The sequence below is a fragment of the Pedobacter cryophilus genome, from assembly GCF_005116455.1.
Lineage (GTDB): Bacteria > Bacteroidota > Bacteroidia > Sphingobacteriales > Sphingobacteriaceae > Pseudopedobacter > Pseudopedobacter cryophilum.
Map to the genome: position 1 here is coordinate 832,703 of NZ_SWBP01000001.1, position 15,970 is coordinate 848,672.

A 15,970-nucleotide genomic window follows, 5' to 3' on the forward strand; every position below is an offset into this window, starting at 1 on the left:
CGTGGGCTGTTTATTTATGCTAATTTTTTAGAATTATCTAGCCACTGGTAGTTGTGCTTTTGGCAATTCTTTTCTCGGAATCTTTTCCACTCTTTCTGATGTATTATAAACAAAAGCAGCTATAATAGTTGCTGCTTGCATTAAATCAGCAGGAATTAAACGATCGTAAGTATCTTCATTACTGTGGTGCGTACGGGTGTTGTACTCTAATCCATCTTGAATAAATTGGAAACCTGGAATTCCTAAAGCATCAAAAGACTGGTGATCTGTTCCGCCTGTGTTTCTAGCCGTTACTGTAGTTGCGCCTAAATCTGCAAAAGGCTTTAACCATTCTGTAAAAATTGGTCCGGCTGCTTCATTACCTTGTAAATAAATACCTCTTATTTTGCCGCTGCCATTATCTAAATTATAATAAGCAGAAATTTTCTCATGCTCAGGTTTTAATACCATGGTGGTACGGTCGCCATAATGTTGCGCTACATAACCTCTAGATCCAAATAAACCTTGCTCTTCTGATGACCATAATGCTATTCTAATAGTTCTCTTCGGCTTTAAGCCTAAAGATTTAATAATTCTTACCGCTTCCATCATCACTGCACAACCTGCCGCATTATCTGTAGCGCCGGTAGCTGCATGCCATGAATCTAAGTGGCCGCCCAACATCACCACTTCGTCTTTTAATTTAGGGTCGCTTCCAGGAATTTCGCCTACTACATTATATCCAGTTAAATCTTTATCAAAAAATTTAGTTTTGATATCAGCCTCCATTTCTACTTTCATACCAGCCACTAATAAGCGTTGCATTCTTAAAAAATCTTCTGATGAAACTTCTAATTCTGGCAAAGCTGATGGGGCATCTTCTGCATAAGAAGCGCCATTACTGGTAAAAAATGTGCCATGATTTCCTCTAGAATAGGTAAGAATTAAAGCCACACCTTCTTCTTTTAAAAACGCTGTTAGTTGAGTTCTAAATTCTCTTAATTTAGTCATTCTAGCTAAAGCAGCAGGGTCACGCTGACCGCCACGTTGTCCACCGCCGGCAGGTGTTGGCGCAACCATTGCCGCTAATTCTTCTTCAGTATATCTTTCTCCGTCAGATTTAAAAGAAGTTGCTAAAACAGCTGTTGTTGGTGTTAAAACTATCTTCCCTTTTAATTTTCCTTTAAATTGAGCTAAATCTGGTAACGAATCTGCCTTCATTAAAAACACCTCACCTTTTATTGGTCCGTTAGTACTTGGTGTCCATGCTTTTGGAGATGCTATAATATTATGGTAATAAGGGCTGGTAAAAGCAGCGTAGTATTTTTCTACTTCCCATCCTTTTCCAAACTTACCCCAAGGCTCTAATTTTACGTTTTGTAAACCATAAGATTTTAACTTTTCTACCGCCCATTTTTCTGCTCTTTCTAAGCCAGGGGAATTAGATAATCTAGGGCCAGAAACATCGGTTAAATAAAAGGCCGTTTCCATTACTTTGGATTTGTTTAAGCCTTCGTCTTTAATTTTTTGAGTAACTTCATTATTCTGTGCAATTGCTACTGCCGATAAGAAGAAAGCAAATGTACTGGTGAGGAGTAAGTTTTTTTTCATTTTGACGAGTTTGAGGGTTTAAATCAAACTTATTCATTTTGAATGAATAAAAACAGCTTATAAATTTAACAAACTTGTTACCTGATAAATGCTTATAAATTTAGAAATTGGAAGCTTATAACCTTAAACCAAACAGCATGAAATTTTTAAAACTCATTGCCCTTCTTTTCATTGTTCAGCAAGCATCGGCACAAACTACCATCATTAAAAAAGATATGATCATCAAAAATATGATTGATGAGGTTTCCGAGAAAAATATTGAAGCCAGCGTAAGAAAGTTGGTAAGTTTTGGAACCCGACATACCCTTAGTGATACCTTGAGTAAAACAAGCGGAATTGGTGCCGCTAGAAATTGGTTAAAAAGCGAGTTTGAAAAATATAGTAAAGAAAGTGGCGGACGTTTAAAAGTAGAATTTGACACTTTTGTGCAACCTGCTGATGGTAGAAGAGTGACTAAAGATGCCACTTTAAAAAATGTAATCGCCATTTTGCCAGGAACCGACCCTACTGATAACAGAGTATTTATAGTTTCGGGACATTATGATTCTAGAGCATCAGGCGCTAATGATGCCACTTCTGCAGCTCCCGGTGCGGTTGATGACGCCTCAGGAACGGCTGTTTCTTTAGAGTTAGCCCGAGTGATGAGTAAGCAAAAATACAATGCCACCATTATTTTTGTGGCTGTTGTTGGCGAAGAACAAGGACTTTATGGAGCAGCACATTTAGCCAAAAGAGCCAAAGCCGAAGGTTGGAATGTGGTTGCCATGATTACCAATGACATTGTAGGAAATACTTACGGCGGCGAAACCAACTTAAAAGATAACCGCTCGGTAAGGGTTTTTAGTGAAGGAGTACCGGTTGTTGAAACCAAAGAACAAGGCGCTTTAAGAATTTCTATAGGTGCAGAAAATGATGGTCCGGCTAGAGAGTTTGCCCGTTATGTAAAAGAAGTTGCAGAGCGTTATGTAGATCAATTAGATGTGAAAATGATTTATCGCAGAGACCGTTATTTGAGAGGCGGAGACCATACCGCTTTTTCTCAGGAAGGTTTTGCAGCAGTTAGGTTTACAGAAATGAACGAGAATTTTGACAGACAGCATCAAGATGTACGAGTAGAAAAAGGTAGAGAGTATGGCGATTTGCCCGATTTTGCAGATTATACTTATATCCAAAAAGTAGGGCGAATGAATTTAGCCGTTTTGGCAAATATTGCAAAAGCACCAGCCGAACCATTAAATGTAGGCATTGTTACTTCAGATTTAACTAATAATACTACCCTAAAATGGGAAGCACCAAAAAGCACCAAACCAGCTGGATATTATATTTTAATGCGTGAAACGGTGTCGCCTTATTGGGAAAAGAAAATTTTTGTGACCGAAACTCAGGTTACACTTCCTTACTCTAAAGACAATTACTTTTTTGGTTTACAGTCTGTAGATGCCGAAGGGCATGAAAGTGCTATTATTTTCCCTAAACCAATGAGGTAGAATTTTCAGATTTTTTTTGAAAAGCAATACCTGTGCTAATTAAGGTAGGCCAGTCTGGTGTTTCGCTATATTTTTTGCTGCCCAAAACACCAGCCCAAAAGCAAAAAGATGCCGCTGCACCCCAGTTTATTTTACTTTAGCTTTTGCTATATAATACTGGCCTTACCAACCGAAATACAATTCCTTCCAATCAGGGTTTCTAGCAGAGACCCTGTTTTGTTTTAAACTTATTTTAGGATAGTTGTCAATGTCTTGTTTAGCTTAAATAAATTATTACTTTTAACTATCTATTTAATATATCTAAAATTGAATTACATATATGAAATATATACGCTATAGATAGCGTATAGCAAGTAGTTAGCAGCAACCTTAACAGACGACACCTACATTATGAGACTTTTACTTTTAATATTGACAATTTCCCTGACAAGTTGTTTTAATCAGACAAATAAAGTTGATGATTATAAAGTTGACGATTTTACCGAAGACGAACTTATTTGGTACAAGCCATTTACAAAAACAGACTCGGTTATCTTCATTTCAGACAAAGGTGAAAAGGACACGATTATTTTTATAGCACCAGAATCTGCAAGCGACTCGACAAGGGACTTTGAACAAGGATTTTCAAATACGAATTACTTGACGGTTGTGTACGAATTTTCAAAAGGCAGTTATCATCAGTCGGCAATAACGGGAGACGGCAAGACACGTTACGACCATTGGTTCGTAAATTCATCTAAATCTTCGTCTGGTTATGGTAGTGTTGAAATAACATTTATTGGAACATTTTTTAGTGACAGCTTGAAAAACATTCAAAAAGTAAACGACACAACATATTTTTTTGACAGTAACAAAGCAGACTACTCGGGAATGAATGTTGAAAAAGAAATTAACAATTTTACTTTTAACGCCAGACTTGGAGTAACAGAATTTGTGGACGACAGAAACATCAAATGGAAGAGAAAATAAAGGCAGCTGCTAACAGCGGCTTACCGCAAGTGGGGGTGCGAGGTAACTTGTAGCTTTGAGCTTTTATTTTACATTTGTTGTAGCCGACAGTTGGTCGTTCCAAAACCCCACCTGCGGTAAGCCGCAAAACGTTAAAGCGAAGCGATCTCTAAGGATTTAAGAAATGGAAAAGAATCTCCAGACCCGATAAAACAGAAAAGAAAATTTACCCATTTTTAAGATGTTGAAATGAATACAGAACGACAAAGCGGTGCCCAAATGTTCTGCTAAAATTTTTTGCTCACTCACAATATGAGTTGGACTTTACACAATACCCTCGGTTGGTGCCTCCGCAAGCCTAAATCTCAATTTATCTACATACAACCAATTCTAACATTTATATTTGAGCAAATCAGATTCAAAAAAATTGAGGCATTTCTTTCATATCGCTTATCAGGGGAAAAATTATAATGGCTGGCAAAAGCAGCAAGATAATTTTAGCTTACAACAGGTTTTAGAAGAAAGTTTAAGTCAGGTTTTAAAAACCCCAATTGCCATTGTGGGCTGCGGAAGAACGGATGCTAAAGTAAACGCCAGTCAATTCTTTTTTCATGCAGATTTAGCAAAACCAGCAGATGAAAACCTGTTGTTTAGGCTAAACAGAATTTTACCAGCCGATATTGCCGTTTTTGACATCATCCCTATGGAAAACCTTCCGCATTGCAGGTTTGATGCCATTCAACGTCAATATGATTATTTTATTCATACCTATAAAGACCCATTTTTAAGTGATTTTAGCTCGCTTTATTTAGGGTTAGAGATAGATTTTCAGCAGCTAAAAAGGGCAACAGATTTATTAATCCAATACGAAGATTATCGGTGTTTTTGTACTTCGCCAGATAAAAATGAGCATACCATTTGTAGGGTTTCTGCTGCAAAATGGTTAGTATCAGAAAATGGAAATCAATTGAGGTTTCAAATTTCTTCTAATCGTTTTTTAGGTAAAATGATTAGAATTTTGGTTGGGCAATTATTAAAAGTAGGTAAAGGCCTATTAAGTGTAGATGCTTTTGAAAGCTATTTAATTAATAAAGAAACGCCAAAAATATTATCTCCGGCTCATCCGCAAGGGCTTTATTTATCAAAAGTAACTTATCCTTATTTAGACTTAGCACCCAAAACAGACTTTTTAGGCTTGCAAAAAGTATCTAATGATTGGAAATTAATTGAATAGTGAAGCTTTAGAACGTTTTTTGCGTTAACGATAGCAGTGAAAATCCTTTTGCTTTTTGGAGCAAAAGATTGTAACGGATAGCGTAGCCTGTCCCGATTTTTCATCGGGATTAAAACGCCAAAAAAAATTTAAAACTTTCACAAAGTATCAGAAAACGGGAAATTAATTTTACAAAAAAAGCGCTTTGATTTATGAAACCAAAGCGCTCTCTTAAACTATTTATAATGGCTTAGTTTCCGCCGCCCATTCTATTCATTCTTTGTCTATCAAATTCAGATGGTGGTGCTGTTGAATTACCAGCAAACTTAGAAATGTTTAAGCTAAAGCTCAACATAAAATATCTGGCTAAACGGTTACTTTGAGAATCGGTAATGGCATTACCGGTTACAATTCTAGAAATACTGGTACTTTCATTCAGCAAATCAAAAGCTTGAAATTTTAAACTTCCTTTTTTGCCTTTTAAAAATTGTTTCTCTACGTAACTATTAATAATAAGTGGGTTTGCGTTGATGCCGCCATAACCACTATTAATGGTTTTATCTGTGGTGGTTCCCCAAATCCAAGTTTTTAAGATATAAATTTTACTATCAAAACTTAAGCTCCAAGCTTTTACTTCGCTATTTGCTCTGGTATTAATGGTGTTTTGGTTTTTGTTGTATGTAAAATTTGCTGCTGGAGTTAACTCAATAGCTGTTGTAGGATTAAGCTGAAGACTTAAACGCTGACTCAAGATTAAGTTTTTACCTGTATTTTTTACATCGTCAATAAAAGAAATATTGTTATTATAATTGGCAGATCCTCTTACCCCGATAACATATTTTTTCTCTGCCAAAGGCTTAGAAAAAGCATAAAATCCGTTTAAAGTATAAAATCCATCAGCATTTAAATATTTGTATTCCTGTAAAACAGATGGATCACTTGCAACAGGAGCGTTAATGGTATTGGTTACAATTTTATCATTGGTGTAGCTGTAAGACAGGTTAGTGAATAGCACATTTCCAGATGCCATATCAAAATTGTTGAACCTAATGTTTAATCGGTTGCTAAACTCGGGGTTTAAATTAGGGTTACCTGTAGTATAAAATTGTGCGTTAGCTTGGTTGGTAATAGGTTGTAACTGATCATAACTTGGTTGATTAGTGTTTCCGTTATAATTAATATTTAATTCCATAGTTCTAGAAAACTTGTAGGCAAACCTAGCCGCCGGAAAAATATTGTTAAAACTTCTATTACCTGTTGTAGCGCCAGTTAAAGTTGCTGGTTGTACCGCCAAACCCAAAGAGTAATTGTATAATTTTTGGTTAACACGATAGTTAACGCCAAAACGGTTGGTAATGTAATCAAATACATATTCGTTACTTTGATTGGCATTAAATACAGGTGTACTGCCTTCTGTATCTGTAGTTAAAACTCTTCTGCTATTATCTGCTCTAGAAAAACCGTAAGCATAGTTAAATTCTAAGTTGTTGGTTGCACTTAAAGGCTCTGAATAAGATAATCTGAGGTTTACGTTATCATTGTTATTATCGTTTGTGATAAGCTGGCGCTGATACTCTTCAATTTGCCCGCTTGGAGTGTTACGATAAATTTGATCTTGATCTTGATTGTTAGATGTAGAATTTAACGTGGCATTAAAAGATAAGTTTCTTGCGGCCGCTCCAAATCTATGGTTATATAAAATTTCGGCTCCGTAATTAGGATTTAATGCCCCAGTAGTATTAAAAGTAGAACCTACAGAAGAACCTTGATTAGAAGAAATGTTAAATCTGGTATCAGAAAAGCCATCATTTTTACTAAATGATACATTAGGAGTAATTTTTAAATAGTTTAAAGAATCTATTTTATATTCAATATTAAAATTAATTCTGTGGCTTGTGCTGCCCGCATCAGTATCAGAAAAATTGTTATTAAAAACAGAACCTTCTGATGCTAAGTTATTTTGAAGCCTGCTGCTGGTGGTGTTATTGTTTCTATCAAAAAAACTGTAACTACCGTAAGCAGTAACTTTAGAGCTCCACTCATCTCTGTAATTAAAACCTATAGAGTTTACGTTGGTTAAGCCATCGTTACCACCTTGCTGAAAACCACCGCCTCTGCCGCCTCTACCACCAGCTCCGGCGTTAGAAGTTAAACTAAATATGTTTGCATTGGTATTGTTAAAATTGCCCAAAAAGGATAATTGGCGGTTATTATCAAAAGATTGTAGATACGCGGATCCTTGGTAACGACCTTCGTTTCCACCACCTACTACACCTTTCATTACATAGCCTTTGTTTTTATCTTTTCTAATGGTAAAGTTTAAAACCTTATCTGGCTCACCATCTCTAACACCAGTAATATTTGCTTGGTCGCCGTAATCATCCACAATTTGAACTTTCTCAATCACATCTGCAGGTAAGTTTTGAGTAGCTGTTTTAATGTCTCCACCAAAATAATCTTTACCATTAATTCTCACTCGGGTTACTGCTTTACCTTGTGTGGTTACGTTTCCATCTCTGTCAACCTCCAAACCGGGTAGTTTTTTCAATAAATCTTCTGCTAAAGCATTTTCTCTTAGTTTGTAAGCTCCGGCTCTGTATTCTGTAGTATCTTCTTTAATGGTAACATCAGGCGTTCCGTTAACTACTACTTCGTTCAGCATTTTGTTATCATTTTTTAAAATGATAGGTTCTAAAACTTCTTTTTTTGAATTAGGATCAAAAAAGTATCTTTTTTTAACGGCTTGATAGCCTAAAGCAGATATGGTAATAGAAAACTCTGAAGATTTAATGTTTGAAAACACAAAAACCCCATCTAAATTTGTTAAAGCCGATAAGGTGTCTTTGGCTGTCGCTATTTTAACAGCAGCTCCAATTACGGTGGTGTTGGTAGAATCTTTAACTACACCGCTCACTTCCATATTAGTTTGTGCTTTTAGGCTTTGTAAAGCAAACAGGCAAAACACAAAAAGTATTATTTTTTTCATCAAAATTATTTTAGTAATGTCTTTTTTATTAATTATTTTTTTGTTTTTAATCATTTAGATGATGCTTAAACGTAATTGTTATAAAATTGATTGATAGGTTTTGTATCATTTTAGTGATACGATAAAACCCTAAAATTCAATTTTAGAGAAACAATGTTAAGCAAGCTTAAGTGGAAATAGTAATTTTTGATACATCCCTAGATTAAAAATAGATGAAAGCCCTTTTGAAAGAGATTAGTCTTAAAGGTTTTTATTACTGATGTGTTTTAGTAATGCTTCTCGGTAAAAATCTGTTACAGGAATTTCTTTATGAGGGAGTATAAGATGATTCCTTTTAAAGGCCGTCATGTGGTTTAATGATGCGATATATGATTTATGCACTCGTAAAAAATGATTGCTACTTAGTTTTTCTTCTAAATAGCGCATACTTATACGTGTTATTATAGGCTTGTCTGCATTTATTAGATAGATTTTTACATAATCTTTTAAGCCTTCTATGTATTCAATGTCTTCTAACTTAATTTTGATATGAGCATAATCGGCATTTACAAAAAGGTAATCATTTTCTGTGTTTTGCTCTGTTTTGCTCAGTTGTTTTAAGTTAAATAAATCATAAGCTTTGTTTGCCGCCTTTAAAAATCTATCAAACGGTACAGGTTTTAGCAAATAATCTATCACGGCTAAATCAAAACCTTCTAAGGCATATTGCTCATAAGCGGTCACCAAAATTACCATTGGTGGGTTTACCAAACTTTTAACCAGTTGCAAACCGTTTAGGCCGGGCATTTGGATATCTAAAAAAAGGAGATCTATTTTTTCTTTTTGTAAGGTATCAAGCGCTTGCATGGCGTTTTTACAAGAGCCAGCAAATTCTAAAAACGGAACCTGCTTTATATTGTCTTCAATTAACTCAATTGCTAAACGCTCATCATCTACCACCAAACATCTAATCATGCATTTCTAAGTTTAAATCGACTTTATATTTTTGATTTTCTTCTTTCACTTCTAAGCTATAAAGCTTTCCGTACAATAAAGCTAAACGTCTTTTAATATTATTTAGTCCAATACCAGAGCTTGCATCTTTGCTTTCGCCAATAGGGGCAACATCATTTTCTACCTTAAAATTCAGGTTTTTATTTTGCACAACCATGGCAATTTTTATTTTTGGTTGTAATAAAGTTCCCATGCCGTGTTTAAAAGCATTTTCTACAAATGGAATGAGTAGCATAGGCTCTAATTTAAAGTCGTTGGTGTTGCCTTCAACAGTAAAATCAATATCTATATCATCTCCAAATCTTAATTTTTGAAGGTCTATATAGCCTTGTAAATAATTAATTTCTTGATTTAAGCTAATCCTGTCATGGTTTCCTTCATAGAGCATATAACGTAAGAGGGAAGATAATTGTAACAAAGCAGGTTCCATTTTATCGCTTTTCTTTCTGGCTAAAGAAACCAAGTTGTTTAATACATTAAACATAAAATGCGGGCTCACCTGCGACCGTAAAAAACTAAGTTCGGTTTTAAGATTTTCTGTTTCTCTTTCCTTATTTGTTTTTTGAAGCTTTAAATGATCGGTTATAATTCTATAGCTGCAACTAGTTCCCAAAATAAAAATATAGGAAATAAGGTTGGGGAAAATAGATCGATTCCATTTTCTTTTGCCAGGAAAAAGCTCTGTATCTATATATTGAGATAAAAACCACATCCCGGCAACGGCAGCTATTAATACTAACAAGTAAATCCAAAGTCCTCTTTTTTTAAAAATAGAAGGGAAAAAATAGAAAGCATTTAAGTAAAAAAGCAATGCCAAAAAGGCGTTACTAATTAATATACGATATAAGGAATACTCGGTAAATCTATTAGGCGGGGCATTGTACCTAAACAAAAAAGGAGGTAAAACCAGCATGATCCAAAATATAACATGCACTAAAATGAGCTGTAATCCCAGACGACTAATTTTGTAATTATTCATTTATTTAATTAAAATAAGTTGATTCAAATTTAAAAGTAGAATTATTAAAGGGTGTTGACTACTAAATAAGCTTAAAGCGGATAATTAATAGACAAAATAGAAAATGATATCTATATCTGATTTTGATTAAAAAACAAATACCCAAACTCACGTTCCGAGTTTGGGTATTTTACACAATAAAACTTTAAAGATTTTAAATTCTGATTAAAATGTAATTTAAATTCTTTTTGCAGCGCTTTGCACAAGACTGCAATTGTTTGTACGATAAAAATGAAATTAGGTTTATAATTTCTAAATAAAATTAATAATTTTTTTGTTAAAATGCACTAAGCTAAGGCAACAAATTTTATTTTTAAGACAATGATGGCCAATATGTAAAAGGAATAACCCCTACAATCAAATGGTTTTTATAAAAGATATAGCCCAATAGTTTTAAGCGCCCTCATTGTTATTAAAAAATTATTGCTGTTGCATTTCTATAAACTTTCTGTAAGAATTAATTGGAGCATCGTGTGTACTAATATCCGCTTCGGTTTCTTCTAATTTTGGAATAGGATCATTTTCATAAGATACGCTAACTTTTACTTCCAAAGTATGACGAGAAGTGCCTTTATAGGTACCTTTTACCGGACTACAATCTACAAAGTTTCTGCCTACAGCTAACCTTACGTGGGTGTCTTCTACTATGCAATTATTAGTGGGATCAAAACCTAACCATCCATAATCTGGTAAATAAGCTTCTACCCAAGCATGGGTTGCGCCTTCGCCCCTCATCCCGTTTTTATTTGGGCAAATATAACCACTCACATAACCAGCCGGAATATTCATGTATCGTAACATTACTAATAAAATATGAGCAAAATCTTGGCATACGCCTGACCGTAGTTTCCAAATTTCATCTACGGTAGTTTCTACCGTGGTAATTCCTTTTACGTATTGAAAGTTTTCGAAAACGTAGCCGCAAAGGTATTTAGCTACCTCAAAAGGAGATTCGTTTTTAGCTTTTAAAGGCTCCAGTATAGACATGATATCTTCTTGAGCTTTAAAATTTTCTTGCTTTAAAAAGTTAATATAAGGTAACTGATGAGATAAATACTTGAGTGTTTGCCATTGGTTATTTTGAAAAATATTAGTAACCGGCATTGGGTTTTTCTTCACATTTACTACTATAATAGTTTCTATTTGTAGTAGTTTGTGAGACTCGGGGTTGGTAAAAGTACCTACTTCGTTGCCGTAATAATCTGTAAAAACATCAACTAAAGGGTCGCCAGTAATTTTTAGTTGAAAATCTACCACTTCTTGATATTTATCTTTGATAGGATAAAGCATAATCTGATTAGCGCTATCATAAACTAAGGCATCATATTTATAAGTAGTGGTATGGTGAACCGTAAATTTAGGCATGGATATATTTTTTTTCTGCTGTTTAATTTAATTGAAAGCAAAGTAATAATGATTAAAAGCATGGCCAATAGCTAATAAATCTTGCTTAATTTCTTGAAGATACTCTTGTAAACCTTTAGATTCTAAATCTTTTAAATCAGAATATTTAATACTGCTCTCTAATTTACCAATCATAAAACTGATAGCTTTGTATGCTTCGCCGTTTCTATCAGATTTTAGGGTTTCAAAAGACTGTTTTAATCTTCTTACCGAGTACATAATAGAACGAGGAAAATGTTCATTCCATACAATTTGGTGCAATATGTTTCTTGAATCTAAGGCAGAGCGGTAACTTTTTAAGAATATTTCATATCCAGAAATAGATAATAAGAGATATTTCCAATAGGTAGGATCAGACCTTTCTTCTAATGAGTAATTGAGTTCGCTAAATTTTACATTTAAGATATCTACAGATTGAATGGCTCTTTCTAAATATTTTCCAATATTCATGAAATAATAGCCTTCTCCTCTGGCCATGGTAATTTCACAAGTACCATAATAGTGCATTCCTTGTTGCACCAAATCATCTATTACAGAAACAGGATCTTCTTTTTGTAGAGAAGTGGCAATATCATTTAATCTCACTTTATGATAATAATCATTTAAACACTGCCAAAGCTCTTTGGTAACATTCTCTTGTACCGAGCGGGCATTCTCTCTGGATTTACTTACTAAGTTAAAAACAGAATTTTTGTTTAATCTATCTGTAATCATGTATTGGAGAACTTTTCGGCCCTCATGTTTTACATCGGCAATGTTTTTAGCATCCATATCGCTAAAAATCATTAATACGGGGCGCCAGCTAAATTGTTCAAAATCATCCTGAGAATAAGCGTAATTTACTCTTAGCAGTCTCAAAATACCATCACAGCGCTCCATATATCTAGAAAGCCAGTATAAAGAATTTGCAACTCTACTTAACATATTTCTTTTTTAAATTATACACTTAATACCCAAGTATCTTTACTTCCACCACCTTGTGATGAATTTACAACCAACGATCCCTCTTTTAAGGCAACCCTAGTTAAGCCGCCTGGCACAATCTCTATTCCCGATGGTCCAAATAAAGCAAAAGGCCTTAAATCTATTCTTCGGGGTTGTAATTTGCCGTCAATATAACAAGGTGCAGCCGATAAGCTGATGATGGGTTGTGCAATAAATTGACGGGGATCTTCTAATACTACCTTTTTATAATCGTCTATTTCTTGTTCAGTAGCGGAGTTTCCTATAATCATACCGTAGCCACCAGAGCCATTGGTTTTTTTGATTACCATTTTTTCTATATTTTCAAAAACGTGTTTCCTTTCTGATACATCTTCCATTTTATAGGTAGGTACGTTTTTTAGAATAGGTTCTTCATTTAAGTAATATTTAATCATATCGGGCACATAAATGTAAATGGCTTTATCATCTGCAACACCATTTCCTGGTGCATTTACAATAGTTACATGTCCTTTTCTATATGCCGACATTAAGCCTGCAACACCCAGCATACTATCTGAATTAAATACTAATGGATCTAAATATTCATCATCAACCCTACGATAAATTACATCTACTCTTTGTAAACCCTCGGTAGTTTTCATAAAAACTCGGTGATTATCTACCACTAAATCTCTTCCTTCTACTAATTCTATCCCCATTAAACGGGCTAAAGTTGAATGCTCAAAATAAGCCGAGTTGTAAATTCCTGGAGTAAGCATCACAATGTTTGGATTAGAATTGTGACGTGGTGATAACGCTGCTAAATTTTTATACAGGATTTGTGGATATTGAGTTACCGTTCTTACGTTATTTTGTGGCAGTAAATCAGGAAAAATACGTTTAGTAATTTCTCTGTTTTCTAACATATAAGAAACCCCTGATGGCGTTCTTAGGTTATCTTCCAACACATAAAAAGTACCATCAAAATCTCTGATGATATCTATGCCTGAGATATGAACAAAAATATCATGCGGAACTTTTAAGTTGTGCATTTCCCTTAAATAATGCTCGCAAGAATAAATCATGTCTATAGGCATTATTTTATCTTTAATGATAAACTGATTAGAGTAAATATCATTTAAAAAATGGTTAAGCGCTTTTAAACGTTGTTTAATGCCACTTTCAATGTATGCCCATTCTGCGGCGGTAATAATACGTGGAATAACATCAAAGGGAAAAATCTTTTCTATGCCTTCATCGCCAGAGTAAACAGTAAAAGTTACCCCCTGACTCATAAATAAACGCCTTGCCATTTCCTCTTTTTTGGTAAGTTCTTCGGCAGGGAAGTTTCTTAAAAAGTCATAAAGCTTTTTATATGATGGCCTGATTTCATTTTTATTGTACATTTCATCATAAAACTCATTACTAATTGGGTAATTATTAAATAACGTTGATGAATCCATAGAAAATACTAAATAATAGAAATGATATTTTTAATTTTTTCATAAGGTATATAAATTTCATTATATAGGCTATATATTTTTAAATTATTTTGATTAAAGGCAATTAATTAGGTGAAATTTCATAAAATTAAGTGTGGTTCTCCCGTTTTTGTAAGCGGTTTCTAATTCCGATAAATCAATATACCTTACCGTTTAATCAAGTCGGCGGTTACGGGTATTGGTTTTCTGTATATTTGGATAACAGATACATCTATTTGTGAAAAACCAGTGCCTTGGGCATCACCTTTAAAAAGGTAAGAATCTAAAAAGATTCTTAATCGCTAATATCTTGAAAACAAAAAAAGCCTCCCACATCGGAAGGCTTTTTTTACTGCTTTATTTTTTATTTAGTTTGTGTAAGAATGGCTAAATTTAATCTTACATATTCATCATTACCACTTTCTTTGGCCAATTTCATGCCTTGCTCTGCAGCGGTGGCGGCAGCTTTTTTATCTCCCATTTTCAACAAAATTTTAGCTTTCCATAATTTAAACCATGGTGCTTTTAAATCTGTTTTCTCTGCTTCGTTTATCCATTCTAATGCTTTACCTAAATCTTTGTTGTTTTCATAATAATATTGTGCGGCGGCAAAATATGGTTTTTTATCACCGCTCATTGCTTTTTCTATGTTTACCATTACTTTGGCATCATAATCTACTGTCATTGGGATGCTAATTGCGATGTTTTCCCATTGCATATTCAATAGCATACTCCCTGCTTTTACATTTGAAAATTGCAAAGTAAAAGTTTCTACAGGAGTCTTAAGAATTATTGGTTTAATGGTAAATCTTAATAAATCATCTTCCTTTTTGTAATCATAAGCGCCCCATTGGTCGGCGGTTTTATTTAAAATAATTGTCCAAACATCTTTACCTGGGATGGTAAACAAAGAATATTTCCCGGCTGGAATTTTATTTCCGGCTACGGTAACTTCGTCAGTAAAATTAATAGTAGTAGCAGAATTAGCTCCTGTACGCCAAACTTGGCCATAAGGCTCTAGTATTCCAAATATTTTTCTTCCCTTTAAATTTGGTCTGCTGTAGGTAAGCATTACTTTTCCTAAGCCAAAATCTTGAACAATAGTTTGACCAGAACTAGGCTGAGGCACTAAAGCGCCTTGTGCTTTTACCATATTTACACTTGCCAATAATGCCAGTGAAATGCTTAATGTTTTAAAAAATTGTTTCATTGTTGTGCTATTTATATTTGATGAATTTTGCTGAGGGTCCTTTTTAGAGGCTTTATAATAAAAAATGTTTCAAAAAAATTGATATTCAAGTAAGAGAATTAAAAAAGCCTGCTGATTTTATTCAGCAGGCTTAAATATAAGTCTAAAATTTAAGCCATTATCAATGGTTTATTTTTTACGTCTGCAATAGAAATGTCTTTTATTAATTCTTCTTCTAACTGGTTTATCCAATTTTTTAGATAAACCATAACGTCAGTTTTTAAATTGTGTTTTAAATATTTTCTATCCTGAGGTAATAGTTTTAAAATTTCAGGATCAGAAAGTTTTTCTAAATGTGCTAAATCTTCTCTGCTAAAGCCAAAAGCAAGCATTTCGTCTATAATATGATCTATAGGTAAGCCACTGGTTGGGCAATAATCTATTAACTGCTCGTTCCAATCGCCATGCCTTCTCATCGCTGATTTATGAATTTCTGCTTTGTCTAAATTGGTAATTACCTGTGCTAAATTACCACAATTACAACTTCCCATGTGTCCCCATTGGTAAGAAGCACTTTTATCTAGGTTATCTACGGTTTTACGTAAAGCCTGTATTACTGAAATTGAAGCTTTTGCCATGTTTTATTAACAGTAAGATTTTTAAAAAGTTTAGCACTAAAATAAAAAAAATCCTAGCTCAAATTAATGGAGTAGGATTTTTAAAATTGTTTTGAAAGG

General features: G+C 34.1%; 12 protein-coding genes. 3 read left to right on the forward strand and 9 right to left on the reverse strand.

Annotated elements, in window-relative coordinates; translation table 11 throughout:
- Positions 1-33 precede the first annotated feature (33 nt).
- A complete protein-coding gene (locus FA046_RS03460) occupies positions 34-1,590 on the reverse strand; it encodes a M28 family metallopeptidase (RefSeq protein WP_136824953.1) in 1,557 nt (518 codons plus the stop codon).
- Positions 1,591-1,727: 137 nt separating this feature from the next.
- Here FA046_RS03460 and FA046_RS03465 point away from each other — a divergent pair, with 137 nt between their 5' ends.
- The 3 genes from FA046_RS03465 to FA046_RS03475 all read left to right on the forward strand — a co-directional run bounded on the left by FA046_RS03465 (position 1,728) and on the right by FA046_RS03475 (position 5,259).
- Positions 1,728-3,077, forward strand: a complete 1,350-nt coding sequence (locus FA046_RS03465) for a M20/M25/M40 family metallo-hydrolase (RefSeq protein WP_136824954.1) — start codon at positions 1,728-1,730, stop codon at positions 3,075-3,077.
- Positions 3,078-3,488: 411 nt separating this feature from the next.
- Positions 3,489-4,046 carry a hypothetical protein gene (locus FA046_RS03470; protein WP_136824955.1) on the forward strand — a complete coding sequence of 186 codons (558 nt, stop codon included), beginning with the start codon at positions 3,489-3,491 and terminating at the stop codon, positions 4,044-4,046.
- A gap of 382 nt (positions 4,047-4,428) precedes the next feature.
- Positions 4,429-5,259 (forward strand): tRNA pseudouridine synthase A, encoded by an 831-nt coding sequence (locus FA046_RS03475; RefSeq protein WP_225870872.1) that lies wholly within the window; start codon positions 4,429-4,431, stop codon positions 5,257-5,259.
- A 229-nt stretch (positions 5,260-5,488) separates the two neighbouring features.
- On the opposite strand, the gene FA046_RS03480 is transcribed toward FA046_RS03475, so the two are convergent.
- The 8 genes from FA046_RS03480 to FA046_RS03515 form a co-directional block, all read right to left on the reverse strand.
- Positions 5,489-8,224: an outer membrane beta-barrel protein gene (locus tag FA046_RS03480; protein WP_136824956.1), complete on the reverse strand. Its 2,736-nt coding sequence runs from the start codon at positions 8,222-8,224 to the stop codon at positions 5,489-5,491.
- Between the two features lie 240 nt (positions 8,225-8,464).
- The gene (locus FA046_RS03485) at positions 8,465-9,178 is read right to left on the reverse strand and encodes a LytR/AlgR family response regulator transcription factor (protein ID WP_136824957.1); all 714 of its coding nucleotides are present in this window, start codon (positions 9,176-9,178) and stop codon (positions 8,465-8,467) included.
- On the reverse strand, positions 9,171-10,196 hold the full coding sequence (locus FA046_RS03490) for a sensor histidine kinase (protein ID WP_136824958.1): 1,026 nt from the start codon (positions 10,194-10,196) through the stop codon (positions 9,171-9,173). The genes FA046_RS03485 and FA046_RS03490 overlap by 8 nt, the downstream gene beginning before the upstream one ends.
- Positions 10,197-10,655: 459 nt before the next feature.
- Positions 10,656-11,600 (reverse strand): transglutaminase family protein, encoded by a 945-nt coding sequence (locus tag FA046_RS03495; RefSeq protein ID WP_136824959.1) that lies wholly within the window; start codon positions 11,598-11,600, stop codon positions 10,656-10,658.
- Positions 11,601-11,627: 27 nt separating this feature from the next.
- Entirely contained in the window at positions 11,628-12,563 is a 936-nt protein-coding gene (locus FA046_RS03500; RefSeq protein WP_136824960.1) for an alpha-E domain-containing protein, read from the reverse strand.
- 14 nt (positions 12,564-12,577) lie between these two features.
- A complete protein-coding gene (locus tag FA046_RS03505) occupies positions 12,578-14,026 on the reverse strand; it encodes a circularly permuted type 2 ATP-grasp protein (RefSeq protein WP_136824961.1) in 1,449 nt (482 codons plus the stop codon).
- Between the two features lie 382 nt (positions 14,027-14,408).
- The gene (locus tag FA046_RS03510; RefSeq protein WP_136824962.1) at positions 14,409-15,254 is read right to left on the reverse strand and encodes a DUF2911 domain-containing protein; all 846 of its coding nucleotides are present in this window, start codon (positions 15,252-15,254) and stop codon (positions 14,409-14,411) included.
- Between the two features lie 149 nt (positions 15,255-15,403).
- On the reverse strand, positions 15,404-15,871 hold the full coding sequence (locus tag FA046_RS03515; protein WP_136824963.1) for a hypothetical protein: 468 nt from the start codon (positions 15,869-15,871) through the stop codon (positions 15,404-15,406).
- Positions 15,872-15,970 lie beyond the last annotated feature (99 nt).